The 21,135-nt window shown below is 70.2% G+C and carries 13 protein-coding genes; 10 read left to right on the top strand and 3 right to left on the bottom strand.

The window, feature by feature from the left end:
* Nucleotides 1-63 precede the first annotated feature (63 nt).
* Nucleotides 64-1,161, bottom strand: coding sequence for a substrate-binding domain-containing protein (locus ACFZCY_RS14140; RefSeq protein WP_391172341.1), 1,098 nt, complete (start codon nt 1,159-1,161; stop codon nt 64-66).
* A 153-nt stretch (nt 1,162-1,314) separates the two neighbouring features.
* On the opposite strand from ACFZCY_RS14140, the gene ACFZCY_RS14135 reads away from it, so the two are divergent.
* The 7 genes from ACFZCY_RS14135 to ACFZCY_RS14105 are packed head-to-tail and all read left to right on the top strand — an operon-like array spanning nt 1,315 to nt 13,819.
* On the top strand, nt 1,315-4,497 hold the full coding sequence (locus ACFZCY_RS14135) for a glycoside hydrolase family 38 C-terminal domain-containing protein (protein ID WP_391172340.1): 3,183 nt from the start codon (nt 1,315-1,317) through the stop codon (nt 4,495-4,497).
* On the top strand, nt 4,494-5,789 hold the full coding sequence (locus ACFZCY_RS14130; RefSeq protein ID WP_391172339.1) for an extracellular solute-binding protein: 1,296 nt from the start codon (nt 4,494-4,496) through the stop codon (nt 5,787-5,789). The genes ACFZCY_RS14135 and ACFZCY_RS14130 overlap by 4 nt, the downstream gene beginning before the upstream one ends.
* Nucleotides 5,786-6,745, top strand: a complete 960-nt coding sequence (locus ACFZCY_RS14125) for an ABC transporter permease subunit (RefSeq protein ID WP_391172336.1) — start codon at nt 5,786-5,788, stop codon at nt 6,743-6,745. Before ACFZCY_RS14130 ends, ACFZCY_RS14125 begins: the two co-directional genes overlap by 4 nt.
* Nucleotides 6,745-7,614 carry an ABC transporter permease subunit gene (locus ACFZCY_RS14120; RefSeq protein ID WP_391172334.1) on the top strand — a complete coding sequence of 290 codons (870 nt, stop codon included), beginning with the start codon at nt 6,745-6,747 and terminating at the stop codon, nt 7,612-7,614. The genes ACFZCY_RS14125 and ACFZCY_RS14120 overlap by 1 nt, the downstream gene beginning before the upstream one ends.
* 1 nt (nt 7,615) lies before the next feature.
* Nucleotides 7,616-8,917, top strand: a complete 1,302-nt coding sequence (locus ACFZCY_RS14115) for a glycosyl hydrolase (RefSeq protein ID WP_391172332.1) — start codon at nt 7,616-7,618, stop codon at nt 8,915-8,917.
* A complete protein-coding gene (locus ACFZCY_RS14110) occupies nt 8,904-11,126 on the top strand; it encodes a glycoside hydrolase family 3 N-terminal domain-containing protein (protein WP_391172330.1) in 2,223 nt (740 codons plus the stop codon). The genes ACFZCY_RS14115 and ACFZCY_RS14110 overlap by 14 nt, the downstream gene beginning before the upstream one ends.
* 14 nt (nt 11,127-11,140) lie before the next feature.
* The gene (locus tag ACFZCY_RS14105) at nt 11,141-13,819 is read left to right on the top strand and encodes an endo-beta-N-acetylglucosaminidase (RefSeq protein WP_391172328.1); all 2,679 of its coding nucleotides are present in this window, start codon (nt 11,141-11,143) and stop codon (nt 13,817-13,819) included.
* 279 nt (nt 13,820-14,098) lie between these two features.
* Here the strand turns inward: ACFZCY_RS14105 and ACFZCY_RS14100 are convergent, their stop codons facing one another.
* Together ACFZCY_RS14100 and ACFZCY_RS14095 are read right to left on the bottom strand one after the other, a co-directional pair.
* On the bottom strand, nt 14,099-15,007 hold the full coding sequence (locus tag ACFZCY_RS14100; protein WP_391172326.1) for a nitrilase-related carbon-nitrogen hydrolase: 909 nt from the start codon (nt 15,005-15,007) through the stop codon (nt 14,099-14,101).
* Nucleotides 15,004-15,627 carry an asparaginase domain-containing protein gene (locus ACFZCY_RS14095; RefSeq protein ID WP_391172324.1) on the bottom strand — a complete coding sequence of 208 codons (624 nt, stop codon included), beginning with the start codon at nt 15,625-15,627 and terminating at the stop codon, nt 15,004-15,006. Before ACFZCY_RS14095 ends, ACFZCY_RS14100 begins: the two co-directional genes overlap by 4 nt.
* Nucleotides 15,628-15,720: 93 nt before the next feature.
* On the opposite strand from ACFZCY_RS14095, the gene ACFZCY_RS14090 reads away from it, so the two are divergent.
* From ACFZCY_RS14090 to ACFZCY_RS14080, 3 genes are all read left to right on the top strand, one after another.
* A complete protein-coding gene (locus ACFZCY_RS14090) occupies nt 15,721-16,788 on the top strand; it encodes a substrate-binding domain-containing protein (RefSeq protein ID WP_391172322.1) in 1,068 nt (355 codons plus the stop codon).
* 474 nt (nt 16,789-17,262) lie between these two features.
* The gene (locus ACFZCY_RS14085; RefSeq protein ID WP_391172320.1) at nt 17,263-19,305 is read left to right on the top strand and encodes an FAD-dependent oxidoreductase; all 2,043 of its coding nucleotides are present in this window, start codon (nt 17,263-17,265) and stop codon (nt 19,303-19,305) included.
* Nucleotides 19,302-21,134, top strand: coding sequence for a thiamine pyrophosphate-binding protein (locus tag ACFZCY_RS14080; RefSeq protein WP_391172318.1), 1,833 nt, complete (start codon nt 19,302-19,304; stop codon nt 21,132-21,134). The genes ACFZCY_RS14085 and ACFZCY_RS14080 overlap by 4 nt, the downstream gene beginning before the upstream one ends.
* Nucleotide 21,135: the final 1 nt, after the last annotated feature.

Below are 21,135 nucleotides of genomic sequence, written 5' to 3'. Positions count from 1 at the left end.
TAGCCGACGGCTGCGACGGACCTCGCGTGGTTTTACGCCGACAGGGACACCGGCGCCCGCGCGCTATCCCTCGGCGGGAGGGGCGGTGCTCTGCCGTACGACCAGCTGCGGAGTGGGGGCCTGCACGGAGCGGGGCGCGGGGCGCTCGGCCATGACGCGGAGCAGTTCGGTGGCCGTGAGCGTGCCGAGCGCGAAGGTGTCGCGCGTGAGCGCGGTGAGCGAGGGGTGCGCCATGGTGGTGAGTACGGAATCGTCGAAGGACACCACGGAGACCTCGCCGGGAACCGGGATGCCCATCTCGGTGGCCACGCCGAGTCCGGCGACCGCCATCACGTCGTTGTCGTAGACGATCGCCGTGTGGCGGGGGTCGGCTTCGAGCAGGCGGCGGGTCGCCGACGCGCCCTGGGCGTCGGAGTAGTCGGTGGCGACGGACGTCACGTCGATGCCGGTGGACTCGCGTACGTCGTCGATGGCCCGCAGACGGCGCTGTGTGTGCTGGTAGGCCGGAGTGCCGCTGACGTGGCCGACGCGCCGGTGTCCGAGGGCGACCAGATGGCGCAGGATGCTCACCGTGGCGGCGTGGTCGTCCACCCAGACGCTGGTCAGCGGCATGGGGTTGCCGTGGCTTCCCAGCACCACGGCGGGGATGCCCAGATCGGCGACGAGTTGTGGCCGGACGTCGTCGACCGCGAGGTCGAGCAGGACGAGGCCGTCCACCCGGTGCTCGGCGGCCCAGCGCCGGTAGACCGCCACCTGGGTCTCGGTGTCCTCGACGATGAGTAACTGCGTGGCGATTCCCCGGTTGGACAGGCAGGACTGCAGGCCGGAGAGGAACTGGGCGAAGAAGGGCTCGACACCGAGCGTGCGGGCGGGGCGGGCGATGACCATGCCGACCACGTCGTTGGCCGCGCCCTTGAGCGCCCGGGCGGCCAGGTGCGGACGCCAGTTGAGCTCGTTCGCGACATCGAGGATGCGCTTGCGGGTCGCGTCGCTCAGCCCGGGGCGCCCGTTGACCGCGATGGACACCGCCGCGACGGAGACGCCCGCGAGCCGCGCGATGTCGGTGCTGCGCAGCCGGGGTGGCGAATCCTCGGCGCGCGGACGGCCGGGGGAGCCCGAGCCCGCCCCGGCTCCTGACGAGGCACGGTTCTTCGGTGGCATCGACCCTCCATCGTGACCCACGTCGACTTTACGCAACCGTGATGATCCGCCGCGGTGACTGGTGAACTGAAACGTATTAATCTGCGGCCACTCGCGATTCTACTAAAACGTATTAGACGACCTGTTGCTCCTCCTCTGCGGTGAGGACCACACATGCACCGTCACTTCGGCAGGACACTTGAGCGGCTTGACCGCGTACGTCGTGAGCGCATCCTTCCCCGGCTCCACAGCCGCCTGGGGGACGTCGAGATCGAGGCATGGACGGTCGGGGACGACGGCGAGCCGGTGAGCCCCCGTCATGCCCTCGGGCTGATGACGGAGCCTCAGCGCGGCCGCCCCGACTACCGTCCCTTCGCCCTGGGGGAGGCATGGGGGCCCGCGTGGTCCACGACCTGGTTCCGCGTCAGCGGCCGGGTCGAGCCCCGGACCCCCGGACCGGTCGACCTGCTGCTCGACCTGGGCTGGTTCGACCACTCCGTCGGCGGCCACTGCGAAGGCCTGGTCTTCACCCCGGACGGCACCATCGTCAAAGGTCTGCACCCGCGGCAGACCGCGATCCGGCTCGGCGACGGGAACACCGGCCCCGGACTGCTCGGCCCGGACGGCCGGTTCGTGCTCTACGTGGAGGCCGCGGCGAACCCCCTGCTGCTGGGCCTGCCGCCCTTCGTCGCCACCGAGCACGGCGAGAAGGGCGCCCGGGAACCGTTCGAGCAGTTCCGGTTACGGCGCGCGGAGACCGCCGTGTTCTCGCCCGAGGTGCACGCCCTCCTGTCCGACCTGGACGTCCTCGGCGGCTTGGCCGCCGAACTCACCGAGGACGAGCCGCGGCACTGGCGCCTGCTGTACGGCATCGAGCGCGCCCTCGACACCTACGACGCGGCGGACCCCGAAGCGAGCGCCCGCCGGGCACGCGCCCACCTCGCGCCACTGCTCGCCGCACCCGCGCACGCCTCCGCCCACCGGATCACCGCGGTGGGACACGCGCACATGGACTCGGCGTGGCTGTGGCCGCTCCGTGAGACGGTACGCAAACTCGCCCGGACCGTCTCCAACGCCCTCGCCCTGCTGGACGCCCACCCGGATCTCGTCTACACCATGTCGGCGGCGCAGCACTTCGCCTGGCTCGAGGAGCACTATCCGGACCTCTTCGCGCGGGTGCGGCACCACGTCGAGCGCGGGCGGCTGGTACCCGTAGGCGGCATGTGGGTGGAGCCGGACGGTGTCATCCCCACCGGCGAGTCCATGGTCCGCCAACTCACCTACGGCAAACGGTACTTCCTGAGCCGTTTCGGTATCGAGACGCGGGAGGTGTGGCTGCCCGACTCCTTCGGCTACTCGGGAGTGCTGCCACAACTGGCCCGCCGGGCCGGGGCCCGCTGGTTCCTGACCCAGAAGATCTCCTGGAACGACACCACGACCTTCCCGCACCACTCCTTCTGGTGGGAAGGCATCGACGGCACCCGGATCTTCACCCACTTCCCGCCCGCGGAGACCTACGCCGCCGAGGTCACCGCCCGCGAACTGCGCCACGCGGTCACCACCTTCAAGGACAAGGCCATCGCCTCCCACTCGCTGCTGCCCTACGGCTACGGCGACGGCGGCGGTGGCCCCACCCCGGAGATGGCCGAACGGCTGCGCCGCTTCGCCGACCTGGAAGGCGCGCCACGCGTGGTGTCCCGCACCCCGGCCGAGTTCTTCGAGGACGCCGAGGCGGAGCTGCGCGAGGCCGAGTCGGTCGCACGGCCACTGGCGCCCGTCCACAGCGGTGAGCTGTACCTCGAACTGCACCGGGGCACCCTGACGTCCCAGGTGGCGATGAAGCGGCACAACCGGCGCTGTGAATCGCTGCTCCGGGCGGCCGAGTACCTCGGCGCGGCGGCCACGGTCCTGCGGGGTGCGCCCTATCCGCGCCAGAGCCTGGACGAGATCTGGCGCTGCGTGCTCCTGCACCAGTTCCACGACATCCTGCCGGGCACCTCGATCAGCTGGGTGCACCGCGAGGCCCGCGACACCTACCGGGCGACGGAGGCCCGGCTGCGCGGGCTCATCGAACAGGCGGCCAAGGAGCTGAGCGCTCCGACCCCTGGCCGGACGGCGGGCCTGCTCCCCCCGTTCGTCCCGGCACGTCCCGCCGGCGCTGACCCCGTCCGCGTCACCGACGGGGAAGCCGGTGCCACCGTTCTGGACGACGGCCTGCTGCGGGTCGTCGTCGACGCCGAGGGCCACATCACCTCGCTCCACGACCTGCGCGGTGGCCGGGAGGTGGTACCGCCCGGCGGACGCGCGGGCGTACTGCAGCTGTTCCGTGACGAGCCGGTGCGGTGGGACGCGTGGGACGTGGACCGCCACACCTTACGGAACTTCCAGGTGGTCGACGATGTCACCAGCCGGACGGTGGTCCACGACGGACCCGACGCCGGGGTCGAGGTCGTCCGGCGCTTCGGCGCGTCGACGGCCACGCTGACCATGTGGCTGAGAGCGGGCACCGGCCGGTTCGAGACGGAGTGCGCGGTCGACTGGCAGGAGCGTGAGCGCCTGCTCAAGGTCGCCCTGCCGGTCCACGTCATGGCGCGAACGGCACGGTTCGAGACGCAGTACGGATACGTCGAGCGGCCGCTCCTGGTGAACACCGCGGAGCAGGACGCGATGTTCGAGGCCGCCATGCACCGGTACGTCCAGGTGGCCGACGGCGACTACGGCGTGGCCATCCTCAACGACACCATGTACGGCGCCGACGCGCGGGCCGACCGCGACACCACCGTCGTCCGGCTGTCGCTGCTGAGGGGCAGCCGCTTCCCCGACCCCGACGCCGACGCGGGAACCCACCACTTCCGCTGGGCGCTGCTCCCCGGGGCGGATGTGCCCGCCACGGTCGAGGCCGCCTCCCTGTTCAACGCGCCCGACATCCCGCCGCTCCCGCCACTGCCACCCCTGGTGGGAATCGAGCTGCTGCGAGGACACGCGATCGTCGACTGGATCAAACTCGCCGACGACGGTTCGGGGGACCTCGTCGTGCGGGTCTACGAAACGCGGGGAAGCCGGGCGCGGGCCCTGCTCCGCCCCTGCGCGGAACTCGGCGCGGACGCCGTCGTCACGGAGACCGACCTGCTGGAACGCGAACTCGCGCCCGAGGCGCCCGAAGCATCCGGGGCGCCCGAGGTGTCCGGGGCGCCCGGCGACGACCTGCCCACCGCCCTGCCCCGGACACCGGCCGGTACGCGCCGTCCCGCCGACGGCGCGGCCCTGGACCTCGGTCCCTTCCAGGTGGCGACCCTGCGGATCGCCCCCCGACACGCATGCGCCACCACACACCCCGGACGAGGAGAAGACGAATGACGCCAGCGGGAAGACGGGCCGCGCGCATCGCGGGACTCGCTGCCGGATCGCTGATGCTGTCCGCCTGCGTCATGGGCGGCGGCGGGACGACGAAGGCATCGGACGGAAAGGTGTCCGGCAAGATCACCTTCCAGACCTGGAACCTGAAGAACGACAAGTTCACCGCCTACTTCAACGGCCTCATCGCCTCGTTCGAGAAGGCCCACCCGGGCACCGACATCAAGTGGGTCGACCAGCCCGCGGAGGGCTACCAGGACAAACTGTCGGCCGACGCCGCGGCCGGATCCCTCCCCGACGTCGTCGACATGGGGCCGGAGGCCGCCTACACCCTGGCCAAGGCGGGGGTCCTGCTCGACCTGAACAAGGCCGACCCGAAGGCCAAGGGCCGTTACGCCGACAAGGCCTGGGAGGCCATGACGTTCAAGGGCCTGGACGGCGGCACGTACGGCTACCCGTGGTATCTGAACACCGGGCCATCCTTCTTCAACAAGGCCCTGTTCACCAAGTGCGGTCTGAACCCCGGCAAGCTGCCCGCCACCTACGACGAGCTGTTCGACCAGGCGGAAACCATGGCCGAGAAGTGTTCGGACACGATGATGATCGCCCGGATGCCCGCCATCGAGACCTTCGGCGAGTACGGCGTGCCGCTCATGGACGCCCGCGGGACCAAATTCTCCTACAACAACGCCAAGGGCGTGGAGTACGTCGAGCGGTTCCGCAAGCTCTACGCCAAGAAGGGGATCGGCGAAGAAGCGCTGAACAACCTCCAGACGAAGGAGGTGGAGGAGTTCAAGGCGGGCCGCCTGGCCTACCTGCCCGGCAGCTCCTACACGCTGGACGACCTGAAGACCACCGCACCCGATGTGTACAAGAACCTGGGCATCGGCCCGCGCATCAGCAACAGCGCCCCCAACATGTACCTGGAGTCCCTGGTCGTCAACGCGGCGACCAAGAACCAGTCCCTGGCCACCGCCTTCGCCACGTACGTGACGAACTCCGCCAACCAGCTCACCTTCGCCAAGAAGGCCTCGGTCTTCCCCTCGTCCGCCGGGACGCTGGACGACGCGTACTTCACCAAGGACGACGGGAGCCCGGCCACCAAGGTGCGGCGGGAGAGCGCCGCCCAGGTGAGGAAGGCGGCCGTGTGGTGGCCGCCCGCGTTCTCCGGGGCGGCCGACAGCCAGACCCTGCGGGAGCAGATCGCCCAGGCGCTGCTGGGCAAGAAGTCCGTGAAGGCGGCACTGGACGCCTCCGTCCGGTACTCCAACGAGCGCCTGAAAGCGGACAAGTGACCATCTCCCTTCAGCGTGGGACCTCCCTGAAGCGGGCCGAGCGCGCCGATCGCCCGTCCCGCCGCCGGGGGACCGTCCTGGCCACGCACCGCTGGAGCGTGACCCCGTGGCTGTTCCTGCTGCCGGGACTGACCGTCATCGTGCTGATGGTCCTGGTGCCGTTCGCGAACACACTGGGGCTGTCGTTCACGGACTCGACCCTGCTGCGGCAGGGCGAGTTCGTCGGCTGGGACAACTTCCGCCGCATGTTCGCCGACGAGCGCTTCACCACCGCCCTGCTGAACTCCACGCTCTACACCGTGTGCGTGGTGCCCTGCATGGTGGTCCTCCCGCTCGTCCTGGCCACCCTGGTGAGCAGCGCGGGGCGGCTGACCGGCTTCTTCCGCACCACCATGTACCTGCCCGTGGTCATGTCGCCCGTGGTCGTCGGCCTGATCTGGACGAACATGCTCGACAAACGAGGCCTGGTCAACGCCCTGTTCTCCACGCTCGACGCGGTGGCCGAGCCCGTCCCGTTCCTCACCGACCGATGGCTGCTGCTCTCCAGCGCCATGTTCGTCACCCTGTGGACCGGCCTGGGCTACTACATGGTCATCTACCTCGCCGCCCTGGCCAACATCGACCGGAGCCTGTACGACGCGGCGGCGATGGACGGCGCCGGCGCGGTCCGCAGTTTCCTGGCCGTCACGGTCCCGGGCGTGCGTTCCACGATGACACTCATCGCCGTGCTGTCCTCCGTGGCGGCCTTCCGCGTGTTCGGCGAGGTGTACGTCCTCACCGGCGGCACCGGGGGAGTGGGCGGCGGCGATCTCACCATGACCATGCTGATCCAGCGCGAGGGGACCGGGCTGCAGGCGCGCACCGGCTACGCGGGCGCGATCAGTCTCTTCATGTTCGTGATCCTCGGCGGGATGCTGCTCGCGCAACTCGCCCTGCAGCGCAAGAGGAGTTCCTGATGGCCCGGCTCTCTCCGCGCACCCGCACCGTCGCCGCCCGGCGGAGGAGGGCTTCGCCGGGCTCCGCGGCACGCTACCTGATCCTCCTGCTCATGGCCGTGCTCCTGGCGGGACCGCTGGTGTGGCAGCTCTCGCTGTCCCTCAAGGGCGCGGGTGAACCCCTCTACACACGGCCGCCCCGGCTGATCCCCCAACACCCCACGCTCGACCACTTCGCCACGGTGCTCGACCGCATTCCCGTACCGCGCTATCTGCTGAACTCCCTGGCGGTGGCGGCCATGGCCGTGGTGGGCAACGTCGTCGGAGCCACCTGCGCCGGGTACGCGCTCGGCAAGCTGCGCTTCCGCGGCCGGGGCGTGGCCACCGCGATCTGCGTCGCCGCCCTGCTGGTCCCGTCCGAGACCGTCCTGATCGCGCAATTCCTCACCGTCAGGGCCACCGGGCTGGTGAACACGCTGTTCGGGGTCGCCCTGCCGACCCTGGTGGCGGCCCTGAACGTGCTGCTCATGCGCAACGCCTTCCGCAACCTTCCCGGCGAGCTGGAAGAGGCCGCCGTCGTCGACGGCGCCAACGCCTGGCAGCGCTTCATCCGGATCTCCGTACCGCAGGTCAAAGGCGTGATCGCGGTGGTGGCCATCTTCGCCTTCGTCGGCTCGTGGAACGACTTCCTCTGGCCCCTCATCGTCCTGTCGGACGAACAGAACTACACCCTCACCGTCGGCCTGAACCGGTTGCGCGGCACCTTCTACGACGACCCGCGCCTCATCGCGGCCGGCACCATCATCGCCCTGGTCCCCATCGTGGCGTTCTTCGCCGTCCTGCAGCGCCACTTCTTCCGCGGGCTGGAAGCCGGCGGCCTGAAAGGTTGAGATGCTGAGGTTTGGAGTCAACTACACGCCCTCCCAGGACTGGTTCTACTCCTGGCTGGCCCCGGACCCGAAGAACACCCGCCGCGACATGAAGGCCCTGGCGGGCCTGGGAATCGACCACGTGCGCATCCTGCCGCTGTGGCCCGTGGTGCAGCCGAACCGCACCCTGATCCGCCACCGCGCCCTCCAGGACATCCGCACGGTCGTGCACATCGCCGGTGAGGCCGGTCTCGACGCCAGCGTCGACGTCCTCCAGGGCCATCTGTCCGGCTTCGACTTCGTGCCCAGCTGGCTGACCGACTGGCACCGGCGCAGCATGTTCAGCGACCCCGACGCCATCGCCGCCCAGGCCCGGCTGGTCGAGGCGTTCGACGAGCAGCTGCACGATCTGCCGAACTTCCTCGGGCTGACCCTGGGCAACGAGGTCAACCAGTTCACCTCCGCGGTGCACCCGAACCCGATGGCCGCCACCCCGCACCAGGTGACCGCCTGGCTCGACGCCCTGCACGGCACCGGGCCACGCGACCCCCGCCACTTCCGGCTCAACGCCGAATACGACGCCGTCTGGTACGCCGACGGCCACGCCTTCGTCCCGGCCCACTCAGCACGGCACGGCCAGATGAGCGTCGTCCACTCGTGGATCTTCAACGGCACGGCGCAGGGCTACGGCGCCATGTCCCACGAGTCCGTCCACCACGCCGCCTACCTCATCGAGCTGTCCCGCGCCTTCGCCGTCGACACCGCCCGCCCGGTGTGGCTCCAGGAGGTCGGCGCCCCACTCAACCACCTCACCGAGGACCAGGCGCCCGACTTCCTCGAACGGACCGTACGGGCGGCGGCCGACAGCGAGGCGCTGTGGGGCATCACCTGGTGGTGCTCACACGACGTGGACCGCCGGCTCGGAGACTTCCCGGACCTCGAGCACAGCCTCGGCCTCATCGGCGCCGATGGCGCGGTGAAGCCGATCGGCCACCGCTTCGCCGCACTCGCCGCGGAACTCCGCGGCCGACCACGCCCCTCGCCCCGGCGGGAAGCCGTCGTGGTCCCGGTCGACGGCGAGGACGTCCCCGTATCCCGCGCCGAACTGTCCCCGGGCGGCGGCGTGTTCGAGACATGGATGCGACGCGCCCGCGCCGGAGCACGTCCCGCCCTTGTCACGTCCGCGTCCGCCGCCGACCCGGGCGCGCTGGGCGCCCGTGGCGTCACCTCCCTCGTCCACGCCGAACCGACCGGGCGCACCTTCTACACCTCGGTCAGCGACGCGGACGTACTCAACCGGACACGCACGCATGCCGAACACTGAACACGCTCCCGTCACCGCCCCCGCCACCGTCGAACGCCTCCTCACCGAGCTGACACCGCGGGAGAAGGCCGGCCAGCTCAACCAGCGCCTGTACGGCTGGCAGGCCGTCGAACGCGCCCCTCGGGGCGGTTTCCGGCTCACCCGCCGGGCCCGCGCCGAGATCGACCGCTGGGGCGGCCTCGGCGCCCTGTACGGGCTGTTCCGCGCCGACGCCTGGTCGGGCCGCTCCTGGCACGACGGCATCCGGCCCGAGGAGCGGGCCGAGGTCGCGGCCCTGGTCCAGGAGGAAGTGGCCCGGGCGGGCCGCCACCGCATCGGCGTGCTCCTCTCGGAAGAGGCACCCCACGGCCACCAGGCCCTCGGCGGAACGCTGCTGCCCACCAACCTGGCCGTCGCCGCGGGCTGGGACCCGGATCTGCTGACCGAGGCGGCGGCGGCCGTCGCCGCCGAGCTGGCGGCGAGCGGGGTGCATCTGGCGCTGGTCTCGGCGCTCGACCTCCTGCGCGACCCGCGCTGGGGGCGGGCCGAGGAGTGCTTCGGGGAGGACCCGCTGCTCGCCGCCGAACTCACCCGCGCCGTGGTGACCGGGATGCAGGGCGGGCACGGCGGTGCGCCCGGCGCGGGCGGCGTCGCCGTCGTGCTCAAACACCTGGCGGCCCAGGGCGAGGCGGTCGGCGGGCGCAACGGCCAGTCCTCCGTCATCGGCCCCCGTGACCTGCGCGAACTCCATCTGCCGAGTGTCCGGGCAGCGGTCGAGGCGGGGGCGCTGGGCTTCATGGCCGCCTACAACGACATCGACGGCGTGCCCTGCTGCGCCAACCGCGATCTGCTCACCGGCTTCCTGCGCGCCGAGTGCGGGTTCGACGGCGTCGTCATGGCGGACGGCCGGGCCGTGGACCGCCTGACCGCGATGACCGGAAGCCCGGAGGCCGCGGCCGTGGCCGCCCTCGAGGCCGGTGTGGACCTCTCGCTGTGGGACGAGTCCTTCGCCCTGCTGGAAACCGCCGCGGCCCGGGACACCCGCGTGGCCGAGCTGGTCGACGCCGCCTGCCGCCGGGTGCTCACCCTCAAACACCGCCTGGGCCTGCTGCCGGAAACCCCCGGCCCGCCCCGGCCCGCACCCGACCGCGAGCGGCTCACCCTGGCCGTGCACACGACGGACCGGCTGTCCCGGCGCCTGGCCCGCCAGTCCCTGGTCCTGCTGCACAACCCGGACCAGCTGCTGCCGCTGGCCCCGCAATCCCTCACCAAGGTGGTGCTCGCCGGGCCCAACGCCCACGACGTCACCGCGATGCTGGGCGACTACGTGCCGCCGCTCCCCGCGTCATCGGCCGTCTCCCTGGAACACGCGCTGCGTCAGGCGCTGCCCCACACCGAGATCGTGTGCCCGCCGGGCCCGCCCTCCCGGGCCGACCTGTGCAGCGCCGACGTCGTGATCCTCGCCCTCGGCGGGACGAGCCACCGCGCCTACGACGACGACTTCGCCGACAACGGGGCCGTCGCGGGCCACGCCGCTGTGGCGACATCCGGAGAGGGCGTCGACCTCGCGGACGTGTCCCTGCCCGGCGGCCAGGACGACCTGGTCACCGCCGTACGCGCCCGCTCCGCCTGCCCCGTCGTCGCGGTGGTCATCGCGGGCAGACCACATGTCCTCACCACCGTGACGGACCACGCGGACGCCGTGCTGTGGGCGGGCTACCCCGGTCCCCACGGCGCCACTGCCCTCACCGACGCGCTCCTCGGCGGCCACGAACCCGTCGGCCTGCTGCCGTTCACCGCGCCCCGCCACTCCGGAGCCATACCCGTGCGGTACAACGACCGCCACGCGGCCACCGACGTCTACCGGGACGCGCCGGACCCGGTGCTGTTCCCCTTCGGGCACGGCCTGCGCTACGGGACCGTCGCCTTCGGCCACCTCACCGCCGACGTGGCCGAGCGCTCCGTACGCGTCGAAGTCGGCCTCACCAACCCCGCCCCCACCGAGGCCGAGGTCATCGTCCCCCTGTTCGGCCACCGCACCGGCGGGGCGGTGCTGCCCCGGCGACGCGAACTCCTCGCCTTCCGCCGGGCCACCGTCCCGCCGCGCGGCCACATCACCGTCGCCTGGGAGCTGCCCGCCGAGCGCTGCTTCACCGAGGGCGCCACCGCACGGGCCCGCACAGAGCTGTACGTGAGCGATCTGCGCACCACGATCCGCCCCCACCAGTGAAGCGAGGACATGGCATGGCACGACAACGGCGACACCACGGCGGCAGAAGACGGACCCCGGCCCGGATACGCACCGGGGCTCTGGCAGCGGCGCTGGCCCTGACCCTGGGCGCCGGCAGCGCCCTGGCGAGCGACACCCTCCCCTGGCCGGGGGAGAGCGCCGTCGGAGCCCACCAGCCCTACCAGCACGGCTACTCCTCCACCGACCTGCTGCGGTGGAACCCCGCCGACGACACCGACGCCGAGCTGCTGCGCGCCAAGGTGCCCCTCCAGGCCCGCATAGCCCCCAACGCGGCGACCCAGCGCACACCGGCGCTTCCGGCCGACACCCAGATGCTCACCCTCGCCGGCGACTACGGCAACGCGTTCTTCGAAAGCCACCCGTACACCAACGAGTTCAGTCAGTACCTCTTCAACTACTGGCAGTACGCCGACGTGTACGCGTCCTGGCACGGCATGCCCACCGAGGGCGTGCCCGTCGATTACTACGACCCCGACCTCGACTGGAAGGAGAAGTGGTTCGAGTTCGGGGCGGTCAACCTCCCCAACCCCGGCTACACCAACGCCGCGCACGCCAACGGCGTGCGGTCGCTGGGCTGTGTCTTCTTCTCCCCGAACGACCGGGGCGACCAGGCGTACACCGAACTGCTCCAGCGGGACGCCGACGGCACCTTCCCCGCCGCCGCCAAGCTCATCGAAGTCGCCACGTACTACGGTTTCGACGGCTACTTCATCAACCAGGAGGACACGGTCGCCCCGGCCGACATCCCCACCTACAAGAAGTTCCTCAAGCAGCTGCGCGACGGCGGCATGTATGTGCAGTGGTACGACTCCATCGACAACTCCACCGGCAGGATCTCGTACCAGAACGAGTTCAACTCGGTGAACGGCCCGTTCGTCCGGGACAACGCCCAGGGCGACGTGTCCGACTCCATCTTCCTCAATTACTGGTGGAACAAGACCAAGCTCACCCGGTCGAAGACCTACGCGAAGGGCCTGGGCCTCGACCCGCGCAAGAGCGTCTTCGCCGGTGTCGAGGCGGGCATGTACCAGTTCGACCAGCCGTACGACCTCGACAACAACCTCGACACCGACGGCGCCCCCATGAACGGCATCGCCACGCTCGGCGCCGACTTCGTCTCCTCCGACTACGCCAAGAAGACCGACGACACGGCCCAGTCGGCCGTCTTCGACCGGGAACGCCGCTGGTGGACCGGCTCGTCCCAGGGGGCCACCACACCCGAGGGCAACTGGAAGGGCATCTCGAAATACATCGCCGAGCGCTCCGTCATCAAGGGCAGCACCTTCGCGACGTCCTTCAACACCGGACACGGCCTGTCGACGTGGAGCGACGGCAAGCTCTCAGGCGACGCGGAGTGGGGCAACATCAACCTCCAGGACATCCCGGTGACCTGGCAGTGGTGGATCGACGCCGCACGCTCGCCCCTCAAGGCCGACTTCGACTACGGCCCCGGGTACACGCCCGCCGACCGCTTCTCGTACCAGAAGATCGGCGCCTACAACGGCGGCAGCTCCCTGGCACTCAGCGGCACGCTCGACAGCGACAACACCGTACGCCTCTACAAGACCGATCTGAGCGTCAAGCCGGCCTCGACTCTCGACCTGACCTACAACAAGCCCTCGGCGGACGACGACTCCCAGCTGCGGCTGGCGCTGGTGCTCGCCTCCGACCCGGACAAGGTGGTGCAGGTGCCCCTGTCCGGCACCGGCAAGCGCACCAGCGACTGGGCCACCGTCTCCGCCGATCTGTCGAAGTACGCCGGTGAGCGCATCGCCTCCCTCGGCCTCGTCGTCGCAGCGGGGGCCCAGCCGATCAAGAACTACCAGGTCAACGTGGGCGCCCTGGCGCTGCACGACGGCGTCGACCGCACCCCGGCGACACCGAAGAAGCTGCGCATCGACCAGTTGCTGCCCGGCAGCGATGAACTGTTCCTGTCCTGGCAGCGCAGCGACTACGACACGGTGCGCCGCTACGACGTCTACCTCGACGACACCTACCTCGGTGGCATCTACGACGACGTCTACTACGTCAAGCGGTTCACCGCCACCTCGGGGAAGCTGGGGCTCGTGGCGGTCGGCCCCGACGGCACCCGGAGCAAGCCCGCGACCGTCTCGTTCGACCTGTCCACCGCACCGGCCGACGTGACCGCCAAGGCGGCCCCCGACGGCACCCTGAAGGCGACCTGGTCCCCGAGGCAGACCGGTGAGCCGGTCACCGTGGCCGTCCGCGCCCTCGACACGTCCAAGCCCTACACCAAGGAGGTCACGGTGCCGGGCAAGCGGTCGAGCGTGACCCTGACCGGCGTACCGGTCAACGGAGACAAGTACCTCCTCACCGTGAAGACCGCCGACGGCACGGCCACCGGCGTACGTGGCACCTTCGCCGACAGCGACATCAGCCCCTACCCCAAGTCCGCCGTGAAGGTCGCGGGGAACACCTTCACCTTCTCCCGCCCCACCCTCCCGGACTGGCACACGCTGACCGTCCTCGAAGACGGTCAGCCGAAGTCGTTCGCCACGACCTACGGTTCGGGCAGCAAACCGTACATCGTCCGCGGCCGCACCACCCGTGCGGCGATGACCGTGACCATGTCCAGCCCGAACAGCAAGGTCGTGGCGGTGCTGGAGGACTACGCCGGGAACAAAACCACCACGGTGCTGCGCGGCGGCTGACCGTCGGACCAGCTGCCCGATGGCGGGGCAGAGCACCGCCCCGCCCACGGCGCCGAGAACGAGCGCCGTGGCGTTGCCCCCGTAGGTCAGGACCGTGGCCGGTGCCACCGATGCTCGCCCACTCGTTGGCGTCCCGTAGGCGATGGGCTCCCCGGCCCATCGCTTCTTCGCCCGCAGCGCCCACCAGCCGACGGTGGCTCCGGCGAGCAGGCCGAGCGAGGCGATCCAGGGTGCTCAAAGGCTGGTGCTCTGAGGGGAGAAGCGCGGTCCACGGTGGGGTCAGCGCACCGCGGGGGTGCCGCCGGTGTAGCCGAGCAGCGGGTCGTACAGGTCGACGCGGCGGTCGCGGGGCAGGTCGTTGAGTTCGCTCCAGACGACCGCCGAGCGGGAGGCGACGACGTCCAGGTCGGCGTAGAGGACCTCTTCCTTCTCCGCATCGGCGATGCCGGCGATCGGCCAGCCGTTCACACCGGTGATCAGTGAGCAACCGAGAAACCTGCCGCCTCGTTCCTCGCCCACGCGGTTCGCGGCGACGATCGGGACACTGTTGACGTGGGAGGCGCCCATGGTGAGGTAGCCGGCCATGCAGTTGCCTGCTTCGTCGAACAGCGGCGGTGGCGTCCACACCCAGTTGTTCACCGAGCAGATGAGGTCGGCGCCCTGCGCGGTGAGGATCCGGGCCACCTCGGGGAACCAGATGTCCCAGCAGATGAGGAGACCGATTCTGCCGATCCTGGTCTCGAAGACGGGATAGGACGACCCAGGGGTGAAGATCAGCTTCTCCCGGTTCCACAGATGCGACTTGCGGTACGCGCCGATGAACCCCTCGGGGCCGATCAGGACGGCCGAGTCGTAGAGGTGGACGCCGTCGCTTTCCGCGATGCCCGCCACGATGTAGACATCGAGCCGGGCGGCGAGTTCAGCCCACTTCGCGCAGGTGGGACCGTCCGGGACGGGCTCGGCGTGGGCGTAGGCCTCTTCCCGGGTGTCGAAGGAGTAGCCGGTCGTGGCCAGCTCGGGCAGCACGATCAGCCGGGCGCCGTGACCGGCGCACTCCTCGATCTGCTCGATGGTGGCGGCGACGTTGTTCGCCTTGTTCCCCAGTCCGACCCGCGGGTCGGACTGGACGGCGGCGACGCGGAGCGGGCTCACGGCCGGGTGGGTGGCCGAGCGGGAGGTTTCCGTCATGGGGACTCCTTGTGGTGGGTATCGCTTCGGGCTGGATGGGTCAAGGGCTCCAGGGCCACGTGGCCGACGCCGTCGTCATCGCTTCGGATGACGCGTCGGACCGCTCGGGTTCGGTGGCGAAAGCGGAGAGGATCTGTTCGTGTGTGCGCCCGGACGCGATGAGTGCGGCGAGCAGGATCCGCGCCTGGCTGGGACGTAGATGGCCCGAGGGGACGGCGCCGGCGGCGGCCCGCCGTACACCGGTGTGACGACACCGGCCGCCACCCGCGACGAGAGGACGACGTGCACTCCGGCGTGTGTGCAGCGTTCGACCGTCGGTGACCATGCCCACGGGACCGTGGTCGGCGTCGAGAAACGCGGAGCGCGTGCCGTTGTGCACCTTGCGGGTCCCTCGCGCCGCGTGCAGGACGCCCGCGAAGGTCGTCGTGGCAGAGGTCGACCGGCATCGCCGACTCCTCGAGGGTGTCCGTGCCGTGTGTCACCACCACACCGCAGGTGTCGATGTCGGCCAGTGCCCCCTTCACCAGGCGGTTGATCTCGTCCATCTGCTCGAAGCCGATGGCGTAGCTGTTCTGGTTCATCGCCTCGACGACCCGCTCTTGCGCAATCGTTTGCGCCAATCGATTGTGCTAATCTAGCCGGGGTCATATCGGGTGGCAAGGGGTCGGCTGCAGATCTCTCCGGCGGTCTTGCCCGGAGAGGGAGGGGGATGCGTGTCCGGGCCAGCCAGGGGTGATCTTCCCCATCTGGACAAGGCTGGGCGGCCGACTCTGGCGACCGTTGCCGCCCTCGCCGGTGTCCATACATCGACGGCCTCGCGCGCGCTCTCCAGTTCACTGCCGAGCGGTGTTCGTGTCGGCTCCGCCGACACGGTCGAACGCATCCGCAGGATCGCCGGGGAGCTGGGCTTCTCCCGCAACCTCCACGCGGCCGGGCTGCGGACACAGCGCACATCGCTGGCCGGTGTGCTCGTACCGCGTCTCACCGACTTCGTGCTCGCGGCGATCTACGAAGGCATCGACGAAGAGGCGCGCCGCCGCGACTATCAGACCTTCGTGGCCAACACCAACGACGACGAGACGGAGCGCGCCTCCAAGCTCGACATGCTGCTGGCCCGCCACGTCGACGGGATCGTCCTCGGCGACGCGCGCATCGACCATGACGAGGTCATCGCGCAACTCCAGGCGCGCCGCGTGCCGTTCGTCCTGGTCAGCAGGCGGTCTCAGCGCCATCCCAGCGTGACCTGCGACGACTACGCGGGCGGCCGCCTGGCGGCACGGCACCTCCTGGAACTGGGCCACCGCAGGGTCGCGGTCATCGCCGGTGAGCAGTACGCCAGCACCGCCCTCGACCGCGTACGAGGATTCGCCGACGCCTTTTCCGAAGCCGGTCACCCCTTGGTTCCCGAACTCATCGTCCCGTCGCGCTTCGACGTCGCGGGAGGGCACCGCGCGTGCCGGCAGATCCTCGACACGCCCGGCGAGGCGCCCACCGGCATCTTCGCGGTCAACGACTTCGCCGCGATCGGCGCGCTCGGAACACTCCGGGCGGCGGGCATGACCGCGGGCGGAGACATGGCGGTGATCGGATACAACGACATCTCGCTGGCCGGTGAACTGCCCTTGCCGTTGAGTTCGGTCAGATCGCCACTGCACGAGATGGGAACGGAAGCCATGAGCCTCCTGCTCGCGGGGATCGCTGGAGGGGAGATGGCGTCAAAGGCTCTTGAGCCCAGCCTGGTGGCCCGCGAAAGCACGGTGGGGCCCGGTGCGGCCGGCTGACATGGACGGAAACGATCCGCACATTCATGCCGGGCGGCCCGGCTCGACCATCAGTGCCGTCCTGGCGAAGCAGGCCGCGGACAGGCGTCGCGACCTCGCGAAGCGGTTTTCTGCCACGGAGGGCTGAGCCGTACTCGGGGGCGGTAGCGGACTTTAAGAATCCGATTCCGGGGAAGCATAAAAAGCGGTCGTCAAGGCGCTGCCACTCCCGACCTCCTGTGCGCTTTTGTGTGACGGTCGGCATTCGCTGCCCAGTTCGATGACCTGGGAGGACTGGCGGCTGCGGTCGACCGGGGGGCCCTCGATCACGTCCTCCTTTCCCTTCCGCCCCTGGCGAACCGCTGGCCTCTCACCCGAATACGTCGACAAGTTCAAATTCCGCCAAGCGCGTGTGGGAGACTTTTAGGACTTTGCCAATGCATTACCTCTCGAAATAAACAGCGAATCGTTTCTCCGTATCTACGATCGCAGGCTATGACCGACACTCCTGGCGGTAACTCCGCCACTCGTGCACGTTGGCAGACGTGTCTTCGGCTCGCCCGCGAACTCCTCCTCATCGGGCCGGAGAACGAGGATCTCAAGCTCGGCTATCTGCGGACTCTGATCGACACGGGTGACCTCGGCGCCACCCCGCACCCGCGCAAGAAGATCCTCATCATCGGCGCCGGAATCACCGGCCTCGTCGCCGGCCGTCTGCTCAAGGACGCCGGTCACGACGTCACCATCCTGGAGGCCAACGCCAGCCGTGTCGGCGGACGCATCAAGACCTTCCGCGCCACCAAGCACCAACAGCCGTTCGACGACTCCGCCCAGTACGCCGAGGCCGGGGCCATGCGGCTGCCCGACTTCCATCCGCTCGTCCTCGCCCTCGTCGACAAGCTCGGGCTCGGGCGCCGGCAGTTCTACAACGTGGACATCGACCCCTCCACCGGCAGCGGCCCCGGCGTCGCGGTGCCCCCGGTGACGTACACGTCCTTCACCGGCCACACCTGGACCCACGGCGAGGCCGACACGGGCTTCCGCGAACCCGACAAGCGCGGCAACTCCTGGATCCGCGCCAACCGCGTCCAGGTGCGGCGTGCCGACTACAACACCGCCCCCGAACGGATCAACGAGGGCTTCCACCTCACCGACGACGAGGTACGCGCCCCCGTCGTGAAGATGGCCGACGACGCGCTGGAGTACGTACGCGACTACTACTCCGACATCGTCGACGGGCGGCGCGTCAACAAGCCGTTCGACCAGTGGGTCGAGGGCTGGGCCCGGGTGATCCGCGACTTCGACGGCTACTCCATGGGCGGCTTCCTGCGCGACTGCGGCGGGCTCAGCGACGAGGCGATCGAGGCCGTCGGAACGCTGGAGAACATGTCCTCGCGGCTGCACCTCTCCTTCTTCCACAGCTTCCTGAGCCGCAGCGACATCAACCCCGGCGTCCGCTACTGGGAGATACCCGGCGGCAGTTGGCGCCTGCCCCACGCCCTCCACCAGGGCCTGCGCGACGAGGTGAAGCCCGGCCACCGCATGATCCGCCTCGAATACCACGACCCCAGCCGCGATGCCGCCCCCGAGGGCACCGACGCCGTCGGACCCGACGGGTGGGGCGTGGCCGTGCAGACCGTCGCCGAGAACGACCCGCAGGCCCCGCCGCGCCGGTGGACCGCGGACCTGGCGATCGTCACCATCCCGTTCTCCGCCCTGCGCTTCGTGGAGATCGTCCCCTCGATGTCGTACAAGAAGCGCCGCGCCATCATCGAGACCCACTACGACCAGGCCACCAAGGTGCTGCTGGAGTTCAGCCACCGGTGGTGGGAGTTCACCGAGCAGGACTGGCGCAACGAGCTGGAGAGCATCGCCCCCGGCCTCTACGAGCACTACCAGCTGAACGGCGAACGGGACGCCGGAGCCGCCCCCGCCACCCTGCTCGCCGAGGCCGGTGCCGACCTGCTCGGCGCCGCGGTCAAGGACAGCAGCGTCACCGAGGACATGCGGCGGCTCAACAGCACCATGCCGCTGCGCGGCCCCGCCGTCCGCCCCGCCTCCCACTGCTTCGGAGGGGGCTCCGCCACCGACAACCCCAACCGGTTCATGTACTACCCCTCGCACCGCGTCGAGGGCAGCACCGGCGGCGTGGTGCTCGCCTCGTACTCCTGGTCCGACGACGCCGCGCGCTGGGACTCCATGCGCAGCGATGAGCGCTACGTCTACGCCCTGCGCAACCTCCAGGCCCTGCACGGCCGCCGCATCGAGGTGTTCTTCACCGGCCGGGGCGCCACCAAGAGCTGGGCCCGCGACCCGTACGCGTTCGGAGAGGCCGCCATCTACACCGCGCACCAGATGACCAGCTTCCACCTGGACGTCTCCCGCCCCGAAGGCCCCGTCCACTTCGCCGGGGAGCACACCTCCCTCAAGCACGCCTGGATCGAGGGCGCCCTGGAGAGCGCCGTCCGCGCCGCCACCGCCGTCCACCAGGCCCCACGGGTCACCACCCCGGGCCCGGACCAGGAGGGCCGCTCATGACCGCGATCCTCCCCGAGTGCACGGTCGCCCGCTATCTGGCCCGCCGCCTGGCCGAGTTGGGCATGACCCATCTGTTCGGCGTCCCCGGCAATCACCTGGGCCCGTTCCTCACCACCCTGCGGGACGAGGGCGACGTCGAGTGGGTCGGCACCCCCACCGAGGGCGGCGCGGGCCAGGCCGCCGACGCCTACGCCCGCGTCCACGGCATCGGCGCGGCCGCGGTCACCTACAGCGTCGGCGCGTTCAACCTGCTGGGCGCCTGCGGCGGCGCCTACGTCGAGCACATCCCGCTCGTCGCCATCAACGCCTGCCCGCCCTACGAGCAGTGGCAGAACTACCGCGCCCTCGGCATGCTCACCTCCCATATGAGCCCCCGCCGGGAGAGCAACCTGGACGTCTACCGGCAGGTCACCGTGGAAGCGCAGGTCATCTCCAACCCGGGCCTCGCCCCCGGCCAGATCGACGCCGCGCTCACCGCCTGCCTGTCCGAGCGCAGGCCCGTCTACCTGGAGGTCATGGAGGATCTGTGGGACGAGCCCTGCGCCGCCGCCGAGCAGCCCCTCGTCCGCCGTGAGCGGCCGTTCAGCACCCGCAACCAGACCATGCTGGACAGCGCGGTGGACGCCGTCCTCACCCTGATCGACGAACACCCCGGCCCGGACGGCAGGCCCCGCCCGATCGTGTGGGCCGGTGAGGAGATCGACCGGTTCCGCCTCGGCGACCAGCTCACCGACCTGACCGACGCGACCGGAGTGCCCTTCTGCACCACCGTCGGCGCCAAGGCCGTCGTCGACGAGGACCTGCGGCAGTTCCACGGCGTCTACAACGGAGACGCCAGCCACCCGGATGTGCACTGGATCTTCAAGGACTGGGCCACCTGCCGGATCGGCCTGGGCGCCTGGTCCACGTCGAAGAACCTCGGCGGCGATCAGTGCGTCGGCACCGACTGGGTGATGGCCGCCCAGGGCGGCGTCGGCGTCGGCACCCGCTACTTCCCCGACGTCCAGCTCGAGCGGCTGCTGCCCGCCCTCCAGGACGCGCTGGTGAAGCGCTTCGGATCCGGAGGCCTGGCCGCCGACTACTACGCCGAGGCCCACGCCCACCATGGCGCGCCCGGCGACCGCCCCGCCAGCCTCCGTAACCACCGCGCCACCCTCCGCACCAGCGGTTCGCGGTCCCGGCACGACGAACGGCTCACCTACGACGGCGTGTTCGACCGGATCAACCACTTCCTGGGCCATGAGACACAAGCGGACTGGACGGTCGTCTCCGATGCCGCGTTCTCCCTCATCGGCTCGATGAACCTGAGCCTGCCCGCGGGCGGGTTCCTGTCACAGATCAGCTGGCTGTCCATCGGCTGGTCCGTCGGCGCGGCCACCGGCGCCGCGCTCGCCCCCGGGCGCGAGCACGCCCGCCCGATGGTGTTCGTCGGAGACGGCGCCTTCCAGGAAACCTGCCAGGAGATCTCCACCCACACCAGGCTCGGGCTGCGGTCGGTGGTGTTCGTCATGGACAACGGGCACTTCTACGGCATCGAGCAGATGCTGGTGCACCCCTCCTACTACGCCGACGACGCCACCGACGACGCGGACTTCTACAACGTCCTCCACCCGTGGCACTACGACCGCCTCGCGGAGGTCTTCTCCGGCAAGAAGACCCCGGCGAACGGAATCAGCATCGCGCACACCTCGGAGCTGGACGAGCTGCTGGCCCGCCTCGCCGACCCCACCGACCCGCTCAACGCCGGACCACTGCTGGTCCGCGTCCGCCTGCACCGGCACGACTACCCGCGGGCGATGGCGTACAAGGTGCAACAGAAAAGGGGTTAGG

The sequence above is a fragment of the Streptomyces sp. NPDC007983 genome, from assembly GCF_042958345.1.
Taxonomy (GTDB): Bacteria; Actinomycetota; Actinomycetes; order Streptomycetales; family Streptomycetaceae; genus Streptomyces.
The sequence above is the reverse complement of the archived record's forward strand: the minus strand, read 5'-3'. Positions and strand labels throughout refer to the sequence as shown.

Bases quoted from the DNA above. Each gene is read 5' to 3' on its own strand.
- ACFZCY_RS14140 (WP_391172341.1), bottom strand. From the start codon at position 1,161: ATGCCACCGAAGAACCGTGCCTCGTCAGGAGCCGGGGCGGGCTCGGGC.
- ACFZCY_RS14135 (WP_391172340.1), top strand. From the start codon at position 1,315: ATGCACCGTCACTTCGGCAGGACACTTGAGCGGCTTGACCGCGTACGT.
- ACFZCY_RS14130 (WP_391172339.1), top strand. From the start codon at position 4,494: ATGACGCCAGCGGGAAGACGGGCCGCGCGCATCGCGGGACTCGCTGCC.
- ACFZCY_RS14120 (WP_391172334.1), top strand. From the start codon at position 6,745: ATGGCCCGGCTCTCTCCGCGCACCCGCACCGTCGCCGCCCGGCGGAGG.
- ACFZCY_RS14115 (WP_391172332.1), top strand. From the start codon at position 7,616: ATGCTGAGGTTTGGAGTCAACTACACGCCCTCCCAGGACTGGTTCTAC.
- ACFZCY_RS14110 (WP_391172330.1), top strand. From the start codon at position 8,904: ATGCCGAACACTGAACACGCTCCCGTCACCGCCCCCGCCACCGTCGAA.
- ACFZCY_RS14105 (WP_391172328.1), top strand. From the start codon at position 11,141: ATGGCACGACAACGGCGACACCACGGCGGCAGAAGACGGACCCCGGCC.
- ACFZCY_RS14100 (WP_391172326.1), bottom strand. From the start codon at position 15,007: ATGACGGAAACCTCCCGCTCGGCCACCCACCCGGCCGTGAGCCCGCTC.
- ACFZCY_RS14085 (WP_391172320.1), top strand. From the start codon at position 17,263: ATGACCGACACTCCTGGCGGTAACTCCGCCACTCGTGCACGTTGGCAG.
- ACFZCY_RS14080 (WP_391172318.1), top strand. From the start codon at position 19,302: ATGACCGCGATCCTCCCCGAGTGCACGGTCGCCCGCTATCTGGCCCGC.